Below are 14760 nucleotides of genomic sequence, written 5' to 3'. Positions count from 1 at the left end.
GCCATGGCAGACGCTAAGGATTTCCTGTTTGAGATCGGTACGGAGGAGATGCCCTCCGCGCCGCTGAACAATGCCGTCAAGCAGCTTGGCTCCATGATTGCCAAGGGTCTCGACGAGGCCGGTCTGGCCCACGGCGAGGTCCGTGTGATCTCGAGCCCGCGCCGCCTGGCTGCGCTCGTGGCTAACGTCGCCACCGCGACCGATGAAGTCCATGAGGTCAAGCGTGGCCCCGCGGCCAACATTGCCTTCGACGCTGACGGTAACGCCACCAAGGCCGCCCAGGGCTTTGCCCGCAAGTGCGGTGTGGCTGCCGAGGACCTGGTCCGTCGCGAGGACACTGACGGTCGCGAGTATGTGTTCGCCGAGAAGAACATTCCCTCCGCACCGGCTACGCCGATTCTGACCGCTCTGTGCGAGAAGACCATCGCCGGCCTGCAGTGGCCCAACTACCGCAGCCAGCGCTGGGGTCACGAGCATGCGACCTTTGTTCGTCCGGTCCGCTGGATCTGCTGCCTTTTGGGCGAGGATGTTGTGCCCGTGTCGTTTGCCGACGTGACGAGCGGCAACACCACGCGCGGTCATCGCGTACTTGGCCCTGGCGACCATGTTGTTGCCAGCCCCGCTGTTTATGAGCAGGTGCTCGAGGACGCCGGCGTGCTTTCTGCCGAGCGTCGTCGCGAGGCCATCCTTGCCGGCATCGCCGAGGTTGAGGCCGCTCGCCCCGGCTGTCATGTCGACACGCCCAAGAAGGTCTTCGAGGAGGTCATTAACCTCTGCGAGTGGCCGACGGTGCTCGTCGGTACCTTCGATGAGGAGTTCCTCAAGGTCCCGCACGAGATCATCTGCGAGTCCATGCTCACCAACCAGCGTTACTTCCCGATCTATGACGGCGAGGGCAAGCTCACGCGTGAGTTCGTGGTCGTCTCCAACAGCAAGCCCGAGAACGCCGAGCGCGTGATCGACGGCAACGAGCGCGTCGTGCGCGCCCGTCTGGACGACGCAAAGTTCTTCTACGAGGAGGACCTGAAGATCTCCCTCGACGAGTTCCGTGAGCGTCTGGCCAAGGTTGCCTTCCAGGAGAAGCTCGGTAGCGTGCTCGCCAAGTCCGAGCGCATTGAGCAACTCGCGCTTGCCATCGCTCGCGAGGCCCATCTGGGCGCCCACCTGGCCGCCGATGCCGCTCGCGCCGCGCACCTGTGCAAGGCCGACTTGGTATCCAACGCCGTCGTCGAGTTCACGAGCCAGCAGGGCGTGATGGGCGGTTACTACGCCACCGCGATGGGGGAGAACGACGAGGTTGCCCACGCCATTCGCGATCATTATCGTCCCCGCTTTGCCGGTGACGAGCTGCCCGAGGGCACCGCTGGCTGCATCGTGGCCTGCGCCGACAAGCTCGATACCATCGCCGGTATCTTTGCCATTGGCGAGCCCCCGACCGGCTCCTCCGACCCCTACGCGCTGCGTCGTGCCGCTATCGGCATCATCAACATCCTGCGCGACCGTCTGCCGATCGACCCCACGTCGCTTATCGACTTCGCCCTCGAGCTCTATGGCGAGCAGGGCATTGAGTTCGACGCCGCCGAGGTCGCCCAGCAGGTTCGTGACTTCTTCCATGGCCGCCTGGTGAGCATGGCCCGCGACGAAAAGATCCCGGCCGATACCGTTGCCGCCGTCTCCGCGGTGCACATCATCGCTCCGTCCGTCTTCTTCGCCCGCTGCGCCGCCCTCGACGAGGCCCGCAAGAACGACGCCGAGACGTTCGACAACCTTGCGACCGCCTATGCTCGCGCCGCGCATATCTCCAAGCCCGAGCTGGGCGTGGAGTACGACCGCAGCCTGATGGGCGAGGTCGAGCTTGCGCTCGCCGACGCCTCCGAGGCTGCTCAGACCGCTGTCGATGCCGCCCTTGCTACCGAGGATTATCCGGCCGCATTTGCTGCCCTCGCCGCCCTGCGCGCGCCCATCGACCGTTTCTTCGACGAGGTCATGGTCATGGACAAGGACGAGCAGCTCCGCGATAATCGCCTTAAGCTGCTCAACCGCTTCGAGGCCGTTTTCTCCGGCATCGCCAACATCGGTGAGCTTGCTCGTAAAAAGTAAGCCAGCCTGCGCGTAAGCGCAAAAGGAGCCCCGCATGGATTGCCCGGTCACCGCTCGTCCCACCGTTATCGTTATCTCCGACTCGCTCGGTGATACCGCTTGTGAGGTGGTGCTTGCGGCGTCCGGGCAATTTGATGAAGGGGCTTTTCGTTTGTTGCGCCTGCCCAAGGTGACCTCGGTGGAGCAGGTGGAGTCGTTTGTGGGCCCGCGCGTCGATGCCGACCATCGCGATATTGCCGTGTTTCACACCATTGTCGATCCGGCGCTTCGCGCCCGCGTGCTCGATTACCTGGGCATGCTGCATATCCGTTCGGTCGACCTGATCGGTCCGACGCTCGCCGTGCTATCGTCGCTCATCGGTGTGCCGCCCAAAGGCGTCGCGGGCGTGATTCACAGGACCGATGACCGCTATTTCCATCGTATCGAGGCCATGGAATATTTCGTTGAGCACGATGACGGCCGCGGTTGCGACGATTTGTCGGGTGCCGATATCGTGCTGCTGGGCGTATCGCGCACGTCCAAGACGCCGCTGTCGATGTATCTGGCTTATCAGGGCTACAAGGTTGCCAATGTTCCGTTGGCCCATGGCATGGAGCCGCCGAAGTCGATTTACGAGGTCGACCCGATGCGCCTGTTCGGCCTGATTTCGACCGTCGATGTGATTTCCGAAATTCGCGATAGCCGCTTGGGCGATGACTACGCTCGTGCCGTTGCCGGCTCCTATGCCGAGCCCGAGAGCGTGCGCAGCGAGCTTGAGGAAGCTCGTGCCCTCATGAAACGCCTAGGCTGCTTTGTGGTGCGTACCGACGGCAAGGCCATCGAGGAAAGCGCTGCCGAGATCATTAGCCACTTGGAGGAAATCCAAGAAGCTCGCGCCCGCCGAGCCACCAGCCGCGCCTAATATTAGTAGCATTTTGATAAAGCGATTTAGCAAAAACATCGCATCTGACCTGCTTTTTTATTGTAGTGGTATCTTCATAAGGTAACCAACTTTACCTACCGTTTACCGCCAGTTTTAGCACGTTTACCAAACCGCGTATCCTCTGCTCAAGCCCGTTCAAATCCGGCCGTATAGTTCCCTCACGGCCCGCATCCGGCGGGTCGATTCGTTACCACGGTCGTGCGCGTAAGCGCATGGAAGGGGAAGTATCGTGAGCGATTGCAAGAGGGTTTACCGTTTTGGTACCGACGCCCAGGGCACCTGTGTCACCGAGGGCGACAAGTCCATGAACTTCGTGCTTGGCGGCAAAGGCGCTAACCTTGCCGAGATGAGCCGTATCGGCCTGCCGGTTCCCGGTGGCTTTACTATTACCTACCAGACTTGCGTCGAGTACTCCGGTGCCGGCAACGTGTGGCCCGAGGGTGCACTCGATGAGATCGTTGCTGCCGAGGCGGACCTCGAGGCCCGCTGCGGCAAGAAGCTCGGCGACGCCTCCGATCCGCTGCTCGTGTCGGTTCGTTCGGGCGCTCCGTTCTCCATGCCCGGCATGATGGACACGGTCCTCAACTTAGGCCTCAACGACGACTCCGTTCAGGGGCTCATCGCCCAGACGCAAAATCCGCGTTTTGCTTGGGATAGCTACCGCCGCTTTATTCAGATGTTCTCCAACGTCGTTATGGGCGTTGACGCCGACCTGTTCGAGAACGCGCTGACCCAGGCACGCCTGGTCGCCGGCGTCCGCGTCGACTCCGAGCTTTCGGCCGAGGATCTGCAGGAGCTCGTCGAGACCTTTAAGGGCATCTTCTCCGAGAACGTCGATGCCTCCCTGTATCCCGAGCTCGAGGTCGCCGACGGCAAGCCCGTCTTCCCGCATGATCCGGAGCTCCAGTTGCGCCTTGCCATCCAGGCCGTCTTTGGCAGCTGGATGAATGAGCGCGCCTGCATCTACCGCAAGCAGCATGGAATCTCCGACGAGCTCGGCACCGCCGTCAACGTGCAGGCCATGGCCTTTGGCAACAAGGGCGAGACCTCTGCGACCGGTGTCGCCTTTACACGCAACCCGGCAGACGGCACCAAGGAGTTCTACGGTGACTTTTTGGTTAACGCCCAGGGCGAGGACGTTGTCGCCGGCATCCGCAACACCGAGCCCATCGCCGACCTCAAGGCCACCCCGGGCCTCGAGTCCGCAGGCAAGGAGCTCGAGCGCGTGTTCCTGACGCTCGAGGATCATTACCGCGATATGTGCGATATCGAGTTCACCATCGAGCAGGGCAAGCTCTGGATGCTCCAGACCCGCGTGGGCAAGCGTACCGCAACCGCCGCTCTGCGCATCGCTATCGAAATGGTCGAGGAAGGACTGATCACCCGCGAGGAGGCCGTAAACCGTATCGATCCCGCGCAGCTCGACCAGCTCCTGCACCCGCAGTTCGATGCTTCCAAGAAGTATGAGGCGCTGGCCTGCGGTCTTAATGCCAGCCCCGGTGCCGCCGTGGGCGAGGTCGTTTTCTCGAGCGATGACGCCGTCGCGCGCGCCAACGAGGGTCACAAGGTCATTTTGGTTCGCTGGGAGACTAACCCCGACGACCTGAAGGGCATGGTCGCCGCCGAGGGTATCCTAACCAGCCACGGTGGCAAGACGAGCCATGCCGCCGTTATCGCCCGCGGCATGGGTACGCCCTGCGTCTGTGGCGTTGAGCGCTTCCATATTGACGCCGCCGAGAAGGTCGTGCGCATCGAGGGCAGCGACCGCGTACTGCGCGAGGGTGATGTCATCTCCATCGACGGCACCCAGGGTATCGTCGTCGACGGCGCCGTTGATCTGGTTTCGGCCGAGCTCACCGGCGATCTGGACACCATCCTGTCCTGGGCCGACGAGATCCGTCTGGACGAGACCGACGGTCACGCCAACCACGTGCGCGTCAACGCCGACAACCCCGAGGACGCCGCGCTCGCACTCGAGTTTGGTGCCGAGGCCATCGGCCTATGCCGCACCGAGCACATGTTCCTGGGTGACCGTAAGAACATCATCCAGAGCTTTATCCTGTCTGACGATGAGGCCGTGAAGCAGCAGGCCCTGGCCGACCTGCTCAAGGTCCAGACCGAGGACTTTCTGGCGATGTTCAAGACCATGTCCGGTCGCGATGTGGTTGTCCGCCTGCTCGATCCGCCGCTTCATGAGTTCTTGGATAATCCTCGCGAGCTCGAGGTCGCCATCACCAAGAAGGAAGCCGCTGGCGCCAACGAGGAAGAGCTTGCCGCCCTGCGCACCCGTCTGCGTCGTATTGACGGCATGGTCGAGTCCAACCCGATGCTCGGCCTGCGCGGTGTGCGCCTGTCCGTCGTCTTTAGCGATCTGCCGTTTATGCAGGTTCGCGCCGTCGCTACGGCTGCTGCCCGTCTCATCAAGGAAGGCGTCGATCCGCGCCCCGAGATCATGGTTCCGCTCGTCTCCATCACGGCCGAGCATGTCCAGACCCGCGAGGTTATCGAGCGCGTAATCGCTGAGGTTTCCGCCGAGGAGGGCGTCGAGCTCAATATTCCCGTGGGCACGATGCTCGAGCTGCCGCGCGCCTGCATGGTCGCTGACGAGATCGCCCATCACGCAGACTTCTTCTGCTTTGGCACCAACGACCTCACCCAGACGACCTTCGGCTTCTCCCGCGACGATGCCGAGGCCAAGTTCATCCCGCTGTACATGCACAAGAAGATCTTGAAGGACAATCCCTTCGAGACCATCGACACGGCAGTACTCGAACTGGTGCGCATGGCTGTCGAGAAGGGCCGCGCCACCAACCCCGACATGCACTTTGGCGTGTGCGGCGAGCACGGCGGCGACCCTAAGTCCATCAAGGGCCTGTTTAACGTGGCCGATGTTGACTACGTGTCCTGCTCGCCCTACCGCGTGCCCCTCGCACGCCTGGCTGCCGCCCAGGCCAAGCTCGAGGCCAAGCGTTCCGCCTAACGTTTTGGGTTTAGACGCCTAGCGTAGCCCCCTTCATGCCGCCCGTCTCATTCGTGAGACGGGCGGTTATCATGTGCGGGTTTTGTCTTTTTGTCTGCGTAAAAAATTGTTCTTGCAGCAGAAACCCGCGCGTGTATACTGGAATACGTTTGTTCAACTACGTGCCGGCCAAGGTGGTACGGCACCTCTAGAAGAGTAAGGAATTGCACATGGATTACATCCGCGCAATCGAGCGTCAGCAGATCCGCGAGGACATTCCTCAGGTTCGCGTCGCCGACAACGTCAAGGTTCACTACCGCATTAAGGAAGGCGACCGCGAGCGCATCCAGGTCTTCCAGGGCGACGTCATCCGCATGGCCGGCGCCGGTGCCCGCGAGACCTTCACCGTCCGTAAGATGTCCTTCGGTGTCGGTGTTGAGCGTACCTTCCCGCTTCACAGCCCCAAGATCGCCAAGCTCGAGGTCGTTCGTCATGGTCGCGTCCGTCGCGCCAAGCTGTACTACCTCCGCGACAAGGTGGGCAAGGCTGCTCGCATCCCCGAGAAGCGCTAAGAAGATCGCAGCGTCTGTCCACTCGTTTGGACACAAGGGTCACCTTCGGGTGGCCCTTCTTTTTATCTGATTTGCATGCAAGGAGGGCCTAGTATGGCCAACATGACGAGCTCGGTTTCGGCATCGCAAGTTGCCGGTGAGTTGGCGAGCGCTACGTTTGAGGAGATTCCCGCCCTCGTGGAGCATTATCGCGAGGACCCGCGCCAGCAGGTGATCAAGGCTTGCGAACGCGCCCTCAAACGTCATGCCAAAGAGCTTGCCGAGCGCGAGCGCGTCAATGACATGTACGAGCTTATGCATGAGCTTGGCGGCGATGGGGTGGTCGTTGGTGTCGACGAGGTGGGTCGCGGATCGGTGGCCGGTCCTTTGACGGTATGCGCCGTCTGTCTTCCTATGGAGCCGCGCGTCTGGGGCATCAACGATTCCAAAAAGCTCACGCCGGCGCGCCGCGAGCTGCTCTCAGTGAAGATTGCCGAGGTGGCGACGGCGATCGGTTTTTGCCATATCGCGCCGAAGGATATCGACGAGATGGGTATGGCCCGCGCCATCCGCGCTGCCGTCGCGGGCGCCGTGGCCGATACGGGACTTGAACCCGACTGCGTCCTCATGGATGGTAACCCCTTGGGCGCCGTTCCCAACGAGCGCGATGTGGTGAAGGGCGATGCCAAGATCGCCTGCATCGCCGCGGCGTCCATCATGGCCAAGGTCACGCGTGACGAGATGATGGTCGAGTACGACGCCGAGTACCCCGAGTACCATCTGGCCGAGTCGAAGGGCTATGCGAGCCCCGAGCACATCGAGGCCATTCGCAAACATGGACTTTGTCCGCTGCACCGCGTGAGCTTTTGCGGAAACTTTCTGCAGACTGAGCGCCTTTTCTAGGTCAATTGTGGAGACAGGGACCTCTGGGGTTTTATAAACCTGCTGGTAGCGGGCCGTATGCAACAGCATTGCTGCGTACGGCCCGTTTTTTGACGGCATTTGGTCAGCTTTTGGTTTGCTTCCGGTACTTACCCGCATGAAAGGTGCCCTCATCATCGGGGCAATGCAGTGTGCGGGAAAGGAGACCCCATGAGTGCCGCAAGCAAAAAGAGCAAGACGCAGCAGCTCAAGGAGCGTTGGGAAAACGGCGAGCTCGACTCCGGGGCGATGACGCCCGAGTTTATCAAGGGACTCAGTCCCCGCGAGCTAGGCATGCTGGGCGAGCTGATCACCATCGACTACTTTAACGAGCGCGGCTACACCTTGCTGGAGCAGGGCTATCGTTGCACCGAGGGCGAGGCCGATCTGGTGCTGCTCGATGAGCTCGACGATGTCGTGGTGATGGCCGAGGTCAAGACCAGACGCGTTTCGCTGGATTGCACCACGCGGGTCTTTCCCGAGGAGGCCGTGGACGCCCAAAAGCAACGCCGCTACCGCCGCATCGCAAGTTGCTATCTCATGGAGCATTATCCGCTCAAGGCGATTCGCTTCGATGCTGTGGGTGTCACCATCCGCGGCGGGCATATCGCCGAGATCGAGCATCAGTACAACGCGTTCGATTGGCAGGTGTCGTGATGGCGTTCGAGACGTTTGCCGTTCACGCGGCCTGCATCCGCGGCGTCGAGGCGATTCACGTCACGGTCGAGGTCTCGCTTGCCGGTGGCGTTCCGGGCATCCAGATGCTCGGCATTCCGAGTATGGAGGTGATGGAGTCACGCGGTCGTATTCGCTGCGCGATGCGCTCCGCCGGGTTCGAGATCCCGCGCTCGGGCATTACCGTTAACCTGGCACCCGGCGATATCCGCAAGACCGGTAGCGGCTTTGACCTGCCCATCGCCATCGCGGTTCTAGCGGCCGATGAGCAGATTCCCCGTGACAACCTCGATCGCTGCCTTATCGCAGGTGAGCTTGGTCTGGACGGTACGGTGCTTCCCGTCAAGGGCGAGGTGGCGTTTCAGCTATTGGCTCGCGACATGGGGCTGTCTTTTATCGCCGGCAGGTCCGACCAGCATGTGCCACTCGCGGGCGTAGATTGCGGCTTTATCGACCATCTGTCTCAGCTTGCTCACGGCATGGGCGATGCCGCACGGCACTACTTGGATTCCGAGGGTGTCGAGGCGACCTTTGAGCCCGAGCTCGACTATGCAGACGTGCTGGGGCAGGAAGTCGCTAAACGCGGCATGGCGCTTGCGGCGGCAGGAGAACTCGGCTTGCTCATGATCGGGTCTCCGGGATCGGGCAAGACGATGCTCGCACGCCGTATGACCGGCATCCTGCCCGAGCTTTCCGTTGAGGATCAGCAGGAGGCACTGTGCATCCATTCGGTTTTGGGTGAGAACATTGATGGCTTGTTGGCGGGGCACCGCCCCTTCCGCAGTCCCCACCACAGTATTTCGACCGCAGGCCTTATCGGCGGCGGGCGCCCGGTGCACCCGGGTGAGATCAGCCTTGCTCATGGCGGCGTGCTCTTTTTGGACGAGCTTGCCGAGTTTCCCACTGGCGTGCTGCAGACGCTGCGTCAGCCCATCGAGCGCGGCTACGTGAGGATCGTACGCGTCGACGGGGCTTTTACCTTCCCGTCGCGCTTTCAGCTGCTGGCTGCGAGCAATCCCTGCCCCTGCGGCTTTTTGGGCGATCGCGAGGTGCCGTGTCGCTGCTCGGCGGCGATGGTCGAGCGCTATCGGTCTAAACTGCGCGGTCCTTTGGCCGACCGTATCGACATGATGATCGATGTGACCCGTCCCGACCCTCAAGTGATTATCGAGGGTGCGGAGGGCATGTCGTCGGCCGAGTTACGTGACTACGTTGTGCGCGGTCGCGCCTTTCGCGCTTGGCGCGAATCCCGCATGGACGATGCGGATGCCGAGGCCGAGGATGACGAGACGCGGTCCATTGACGGCGTCGTTTCGACCTTTGAGCTTGATGATGCAGCGGAGAAGTGTGTGCTCGGTCTGTCCAAACGCACGCATCTCACGGGCCGCGGCATCGTGCGCTTGGTTCGCATTGCGCGCACGATTGCAGACGTCGCCGAGAGCGAGCAAGTGACGCAGGATCACGTGCTCGAGGCGGCGATGTACCAGGGAAGGAGGGACCAATGATGGCCGAGGGGACCTTTGAGCTGCATCCAGGTGATGCGTTGTATCCCGAGACCGTTTTGGAGCTTTCTGATGTACCCCAGACGCTTTATGTGCGCGGCAATCCCGAGGTGCTTTCGACACCCGCGCTCTCCATCATCGGCGCGCGCAAGGCCTCGCCGTATGGTCTTGCCGTGGCAGAGCTTGCGGCAAAGGTGGCGGTTGAGGCGGGAGTGACGGTAGTTTCGGGCGGCGCGGTTGGTTGTGACCAGGCCTCGGGTTGGGCTGCGGTCAACGCCGGCGGCAAACACGTCGTGGTGCTGGGGACGGGCGCCGACGTGGTCTACCCGCGTTCGAGCGCGGGGCTTATTACGCGCACGCTCGATACGGGCGGCGCGGTCGTGTCGATCTCTCCGTGGGGCATGGGTCCGCGCAAGTTTGCCTTTCCGCGCCGCAATCGCGTGATCGCGGCCCTGTCGCAAGCCCTCTTTGTATCCGAGGCGGGTATGCCTTCCGGGACGTTTTCTACAGCTGAGGCTGCTATGGATTTGGGGCGCGAACTTCTTGCCGTGCCGGGGTCGATCCTATCGCCCGAGGCGCGTGGCACGAATTACCTCATTGCGAACGGTGCCTGCTGCATTGTCGACGAGGAGTCCATCGAGATGGCTATCTCTCGCATATACGGCACCCTGCGCTACTCGCGCCCCGATGCTCCCGGCATTGCCGACCTGAATCCAACACAGCAGACCGTGATGCATGCGCTCATCGCCTCTCCGCTCAAGGTCGACGACATCGCGGCGCTCGTCTCACTCGATGCTGTCGGCGTACTCAAACTCTTGGGTTCGCTTGAACTCGAGGGCCTTATCGAGCGCATGATGGATGGAAGGTATGCGCCCTCCAAGTTTGCCCTTCACGCCCAGACGCCCTTCGGTCACAATGGAAAACGTGTCAATTAGAAAGGTGTTTGCAGATGCAGTTCGATCAGGTGACGGTTATCGGTGGCGGTCTGGCGGGTTCGGAGTGCGCGATCCAGCTGGCAGACCGCGGGTTTGCCGTAAAGCTGTGCGAGATGCGCCCCCAGGTGAGCTCCCCGGCCCACCATACCGATCACCTGGCAGAGCTCGTCTGCTCCAATTCGTTTAAGTCGACCCGTCCGGATTCTGCGGCTGGTTTGCTGAAGGCCGAGCTTGAGCGCATGGGTTCAGTCCTGCTCGATTGCGCCCATCGCGCCGCTGTTCCCGCCGGTGGTGCCTTGGCGGTCGACCGTGTCAAGTTTTCCGAGCTTGTCGAGGCCGAGGTTGCCGCCCGTCCCAATATCGAGATCATTCACGGCGAGGTCACGCAGATTCCCGAGGGTCACGTGGTCATTGCCGCCGGCCCCTTGTGCTCGCCGGCGCTGAGCGAAGAGGTCATGAAGCTCGTCGGTGGCGACGCCCTTGCGTTCTTCGATGCCGCGGCGCCGATCGTCGATGCCTCCACGCTCGATATGGACGTGCTGTTCTCGCAGTCGCGCTACGAGGAGCAGGGGAGTGGCGACTATCTCAACGCTCCGCTCAACAAGGAGGAGTACGAGGCCTTTATCGAGGCGCTTACCACGGCCGACCGCGTGGTGCTCAAGGAGTTTGAGGGCGGCGATCTGTTCCAGGCCTGCCAGCCTGCCGAGGAGGTTGCACGCACCGGCAAGGACGCCATTCGCTTTGGCGCCATGAAGCCCGTCGGCCTCACCGACCCGCGTACCGGACGTCGCCCCTGGGCGGCGATTCAGCTGCGTGCCGAGAACAAGGAGAAGACCGCTTATAATCTGGTGGGCTTCCAGACCAACCTGACCTTTGGCGAGCAGAAGCGCGTCTTCCATATGGTGCCGGGCCTGGAGAACGCTGAGTTCTTCCGCTACGGTGTCATGCACCGCAATACCTTTGTCGACGCCCCGCACGTGCTCGATGGCACCTTTGCCGTGCCCGGTACCGGCGTGCGCCTGGCCGGTCAGATCACCGGCACCGAGGGGTACATGGAAGCCGTGGCGACCGGTCTGCTCGCGGCGCTCAACACCTATGCAGAGGCTATCGGCGCCGATTCCGTCGAGTTGCCCCGCGTGGGCGCCCTGGGTGCGCTCGTGGGCTATGCGACCGATCCTGCCACCGTGGGCTATCAGCCCATGCATGTCAACTTTGGCCTGGTGCCGCCACTCGAGGATGGTAAGCGCCGCAGCAAGCGCGACCGCTACCAGGCCTATGCGGACCGTGCGCTCGAGGCCCTTGACGCCTATCTGGCCACTCGCCCCGATCTGTTTGGAGGCGACCGGTCATAGCCTTTGACCTGTACGACACCGTCGACTCGTTTATCGCCTATATCGCACGCGTCGAGGGACTTTCTCCCAACACGGTGACGGCCTATGGCTCGAGGCTGGAGCGCTTTGCTGCGTGGTGCGAACGCGAGGGCATCGACGCTCGCGCCGCCGACGTACGGACCGTTCGTTCCTATTTGGCCGAGCTGTCGCGTGGCCAGGTGGCGGCTCGGACCCTTGCGGCACACCTGTCTGCCATTCGCTCACTCTATCGGTGGATGGCTGTCGAGGGGATTGTCGAGGGCGATGCGGTCTCGGCGATCGCATCGCCCAAGCTGCCGCGCGACCTGCCGGGCGTCCTTACGACTCAACAGGTGGAGGCACTCCTCAAAGCCCCCGATACCTCAACACCCGCGGGACTGCGCGATGCGGCGATGCTCGAGTTGCTCTATGCCTCGGGTGCCCGCATCTCAGAGCTTGCGGCGCTCAATGTGGAATCCATCTCATGGTCCGAGCGCACGCTGCGCCTGTGGGGCAAGGGGAGCAAAGAACGTATCGTCCCCCTGTATCGTCGTGCGCTCGAGGTGACTCGTTTCTATATTGAGGAGGGGAGGCCGGTGTTGCTCGCTCAGGCAAAGCGCCGTGACCCCGCCACCGGGCCGCATCCGCTGCTTATATCGGCGCGCGGCAATCGCATGAGCGCCGCCATGCTCCGGCGGCGGTTCCATACGCTGGCGACGCTCGCCGGCATTCCGGCCGACATCGCCCCGCATGCGATGCGCCATACCTTTGCGACCGACTTGCTCGAGGGCGGTGCGGACCTGCGCTCGGTCCAAGAGCTGCTGGGTCATGCGAGCCTGTCCACGACGCAGATCTACACGCATCTCACACCCGATCGGCTTAAGCGGGCTGTGGCTCAAGCCCATCCCCGCGGCGAATAGTTGCTGGGACGTCCCGCGCCGCACTCAGGTGTGTGGTTTTGATTGCGGGTTGGCAGGAAGAAGCATTCCTGCTATCATTCATCGGGTTGCTTCACGGCAACATGTTTTTATCACGCACGCGCGGCTACTTCATACCGTGGTGCCCGGGCTTTGGTAGCACATGTCCGGGTTGGTTTTGGAGGATGACCCCGCGCGGAGGCAAACCACAGGAGGTTTAACATGGCTACCAAGATTAATATCCGCACCCTGCTCGAGGCCGGCTGCCACTTCGGTCACCAGACCCGTCGCTGGAACCCCAAGATGAAGCCGTTCATCTTTGGTGAGCGCAACGGCATCTATATCCTTGACCTCAAGCAGACCATCCTCGACGCCGACCAGGCCTACACCTTCGTCAAGAACGTCGCCAAGGGTGGCAACGTGCTGTTCGTCGGCACCAAGAAGCAGGCTCAGGAGGCCGTCAAGAACGCTGCTGAGCGCGCCAACATGCCTTACATCAACCAGCGTTGGCTCGGCGGTATGCTGACCAACTTCGTCACCATCCGCTCCCGCATCAACCGCATGGAGGAGCTCGAGGCTATGGTCGAGGACGGCCGCATGGCTGTTCTGCCCAAGAAGGAGCAGGCTGTTCTCGGCAAGGAGCTCACTAAGCTCCAGACCAACCTCGGTGGCGCCCGCGACATGAAGGGTCTGCCCCAGGCTCTCTTCGTCATCGACACCAAGCGCGAGGAGAACGCCATCAAGGAGGCCCAGCGCCTGAACATCCCCGTCGTCGCCCTGATCGACACCAACTCCGATCCCGACGAGGTCGAGTACGGCATCCCCTGCAACGATGACGCTATCTCCGCTGTCACCCTTATGTGCGAGCTCATGGCTGACGCCTGCCTCGCTGGCTCCGGCAAGGAGCAGGTCTCCGAGGCCGAGATGGCCGCTGAGCCCAAGGCCGAGTAAATCAGTCTTAGTTAATTCTTTTTCATCTCTTTGAAAGGAACCACAATGGCCCAGATTACCGCCGCTATGGTTAAGCAGCTCCGCGAGATGACCGACTCCCCGATGATGGAGTGCAAGAAAGCTCTCGTCGAGGCTGACGGCGACATGGACGCCGCTGTCGACGTTCTGCGTAAGAACGGCCTTGCCAAGGCTGCCAAGAAGGCTGGCCGTGAGACCAACGAGGGCGCTGTCGCCGCGTTCGTCTCCGAGGATGGCAAGACCGGCGCTCTGCTCGAGCTCTCCTGCGAGACCGACTTCGTTGGCTCCAACGCCAAGTTCACCGGCTTTGCTTCCAAGGTCGCTGAGGTTGTCGCTACCACCGAGCCTGCTGACGTCGACGCTCTGCTCGAGAAGCCGATGGGCGAGGAGACCGTTTCCTCCGAGCTCACCGAGATGATTCACATCATGGGCGAGAACATGAAGATCTCCCGCTTCGCTGCTCGCAAGGCTGAGAACGGCGCGCTCGCTTCTTACATCCACATGGGTGGTAAGATCGGCGTCCTCGTCGAGTTCGCCTTCGAGAAGGCCGAGACCGCTCAGGCTGAGTCCTTCAAGACCTTCGCTCACGACGTTGCCCTTCAGGTTGCCGCCGTCGCCCCGATCTGTGCTACCCGCGATCAGGTTCCGGCCGAGACCGTCGAGCACGAGAAGCAGATCTACATGGCTCAGGCTGCCGAGTCCGGTAAGCCCGAGGCTATCCAGGAGAAGATGGCTGTCGGCCGTCTGGAGAAGTTCTACAAGCAGTCCGTGCTCACCGAGCAGGAGTTCATCAAGGACAGCTCCCTCACCATCAAGAAGTACGCTGAGCAGGTCTCCAAGGAGCTCGGCGACATCATTACCGTCGTTGCCTTTGACCGTCTGGTTCGTGGCGAGTAAATAAGCTCTTGTAGCTGGTAATGAGCAGGCTGTGGGTTTTACTCACAGCCTGCTTTTTCATGG

At 61.9% G+C, this 14760-nt stretch carries 12 protein-coding genes; all 12 read left to right on the top strand.

Annotated features, from left to right (window positions below; all coding sequences use genetic code 11):
* Positions 1-3 precede the first annotated feature (3 nt).
* The 12 genes from glyS (at position 4) to tsf (ending at position 14697) form a co-directional block, all read left to right on the top strand.
* Positions 4-2100: a glycine--tRNA ligase subunit beta gene (glyS, locus tag LK493_RS05950; RefSeq protein WP_227790443.1), complete on the top strand. Its 2097-nt coding sequence runs from the start codon at positions 4-6 to the stop codon at positions 2098-2100.
* A gap of 34 nt (positions 2101-2134) precedes the next feature.
* Positions 2135-3001 carry a pyruvate, water dikinase regulatory protein gene (locus LK493_RS05945; RefSeq protein ID WP_117745955.1) on the top strand — a complete coding sequence of 289 codons (867 nt, stop codon included), beginning with the start codon at positions 2135-2137 and terminating at the stop codon, positions 2999-3001.
* 250 nt (positions 3002-3251) lie between these two features.
* Positions 3252-6002, top strand: coding sequence for a pyruvate, phosphate dikinase (gene ppdK / locus LK493_RS05940; protein WP_227790442.1), 2751 nt, complete (start codon positions 3252-3254; stop codon positions 6000-6002).
* 209 nt (positions 6003-6211) lie between these two features.
* A complete protein-coding gene (gene rplS / locus LK493_RS05935) occupies positions 6212-6553 on the top strand; it encodes a 50S ribosomal protein L19 (RefSeq protein WP_006236098.1) in 342 nt (113 codons plus the stop codon).
* Positions 6554-6646: 93 nt separating this feature from the next.
* Positions 6647-7435: a ribonuclease HII gene (locus tag LK493_RS05930; RefSeq protein WP_117639929.1), complete on the top strand. Its 789-nt coding sequence runs from the start codon at positions 6647-6649 to the stop codon at positions 7433-7435.
* 189 nt (positions 7436-7624) lie between these two features.
* A complete protein-coding gene (locus LK493_RS05925; protein ID WP_055250020.1) occupies positions 7625-8110 on the top strand; it encodes a YraN family protein in 486 nt (161 codons plus the stop codon).
* Positions 8110-9633 carry a YifB family Mg chelatase-like AAA ATPase gene (locus LK493_RS05920; RefSeq protein WP_055250022.1) on the top strand — a complete coding sequence of 508 codons (1524 nt, stop codon included), beginning with the start codon at positions 8110-8112 and terminating at the stop codon, positions 9631-9633. The genes LK493_RS05925 and LK493_RS05920 overlap by 1 nt, the downstream gene beginning before the upstream one ends.
* Positions 9633-10565, top strand: a complete 933-nt coding sequence (locus tag LK493_RS05915; protein ID WP_227790441.1) for a DNA-processing protein DprA — start codon at positions 9633-9635, stop codon at positions 10563-10565. Before LK493_RS05920 ends, LK493_RS05915 begins: the two co-directional genes overlap by 1 nt.
* A 14-nt stretch (positions 10566-10579) precedes the next feature.
* Positions 10580-11917 carry a methylenetetrahydrofolate--tRNA-(uracil(54)-C(5))-methyltransferase (FADH(2)-oxidizing) TrmFO gene (trmFO, locus tag LK493_RS05910; protein ID WP_227790440.1) on the top strand — a complete coding sequence of 446 codons (1338 nt, stop codon included), beginning with the start codon at positions 10580-10582 and terminating at the stop codon, positions 11915-11917.
* Positions 11914-12834 (top strand): tyrosine recombinase, encoded by a 921-nt coding sequence (locus LK493_RS05905; RefSeq protein WP_117745960.1) that lies wholly within the window; start codon positions 11914-11916, stop codon positions 12832-12834. Before trmFO ends, LK493_RS05905 begins: the two co-directional genes overlap by 4 nt.
* Before the next feature lie 219 nt (positions 12835-13053).
* Positions 13054-13782 carry a 30S ribosomal protein S2 gene (gene rpsB, locus LK493_RS05900; protein WP_006236109.1) on the top strand — a complete coding sequence of 243 codons (729 nt, stop codon included), beginning with the start codon at positions 13054-13056 and terminating at the stop codon, positions 13780-13782.
* A 45-nt stretch (positions 13783-13827) separates the two neighbouring features.
* Positions 13828-14697 carry a translation elongation factor Ts gene (gene tsf / locus LK493_RS05895; RefSeq protein ID WP_227790439.1) on the top strand — a complete coding sequence of 290 codons (870 nt, stop codon included), beginning with the start codon at positions 13828-13830 and terminating at the stop codon, positions 14695-14697.
* Positions 14698-14760 lie beyond the last annotated feature (63 nt).

The organism is Collinsella aerofaciens (assembly GCF_020709435.1).
Taxonomy (GTDB): Bacteria; Actinomycetota; Coriobacteriia; order Coriobacteriales; family Coriobacteriaceae; genus Collinsella; species Collinsella aerofaciens_AU.
This window is presented reverse-complemented; position numbering and strand designations above follow the sequence as displayed.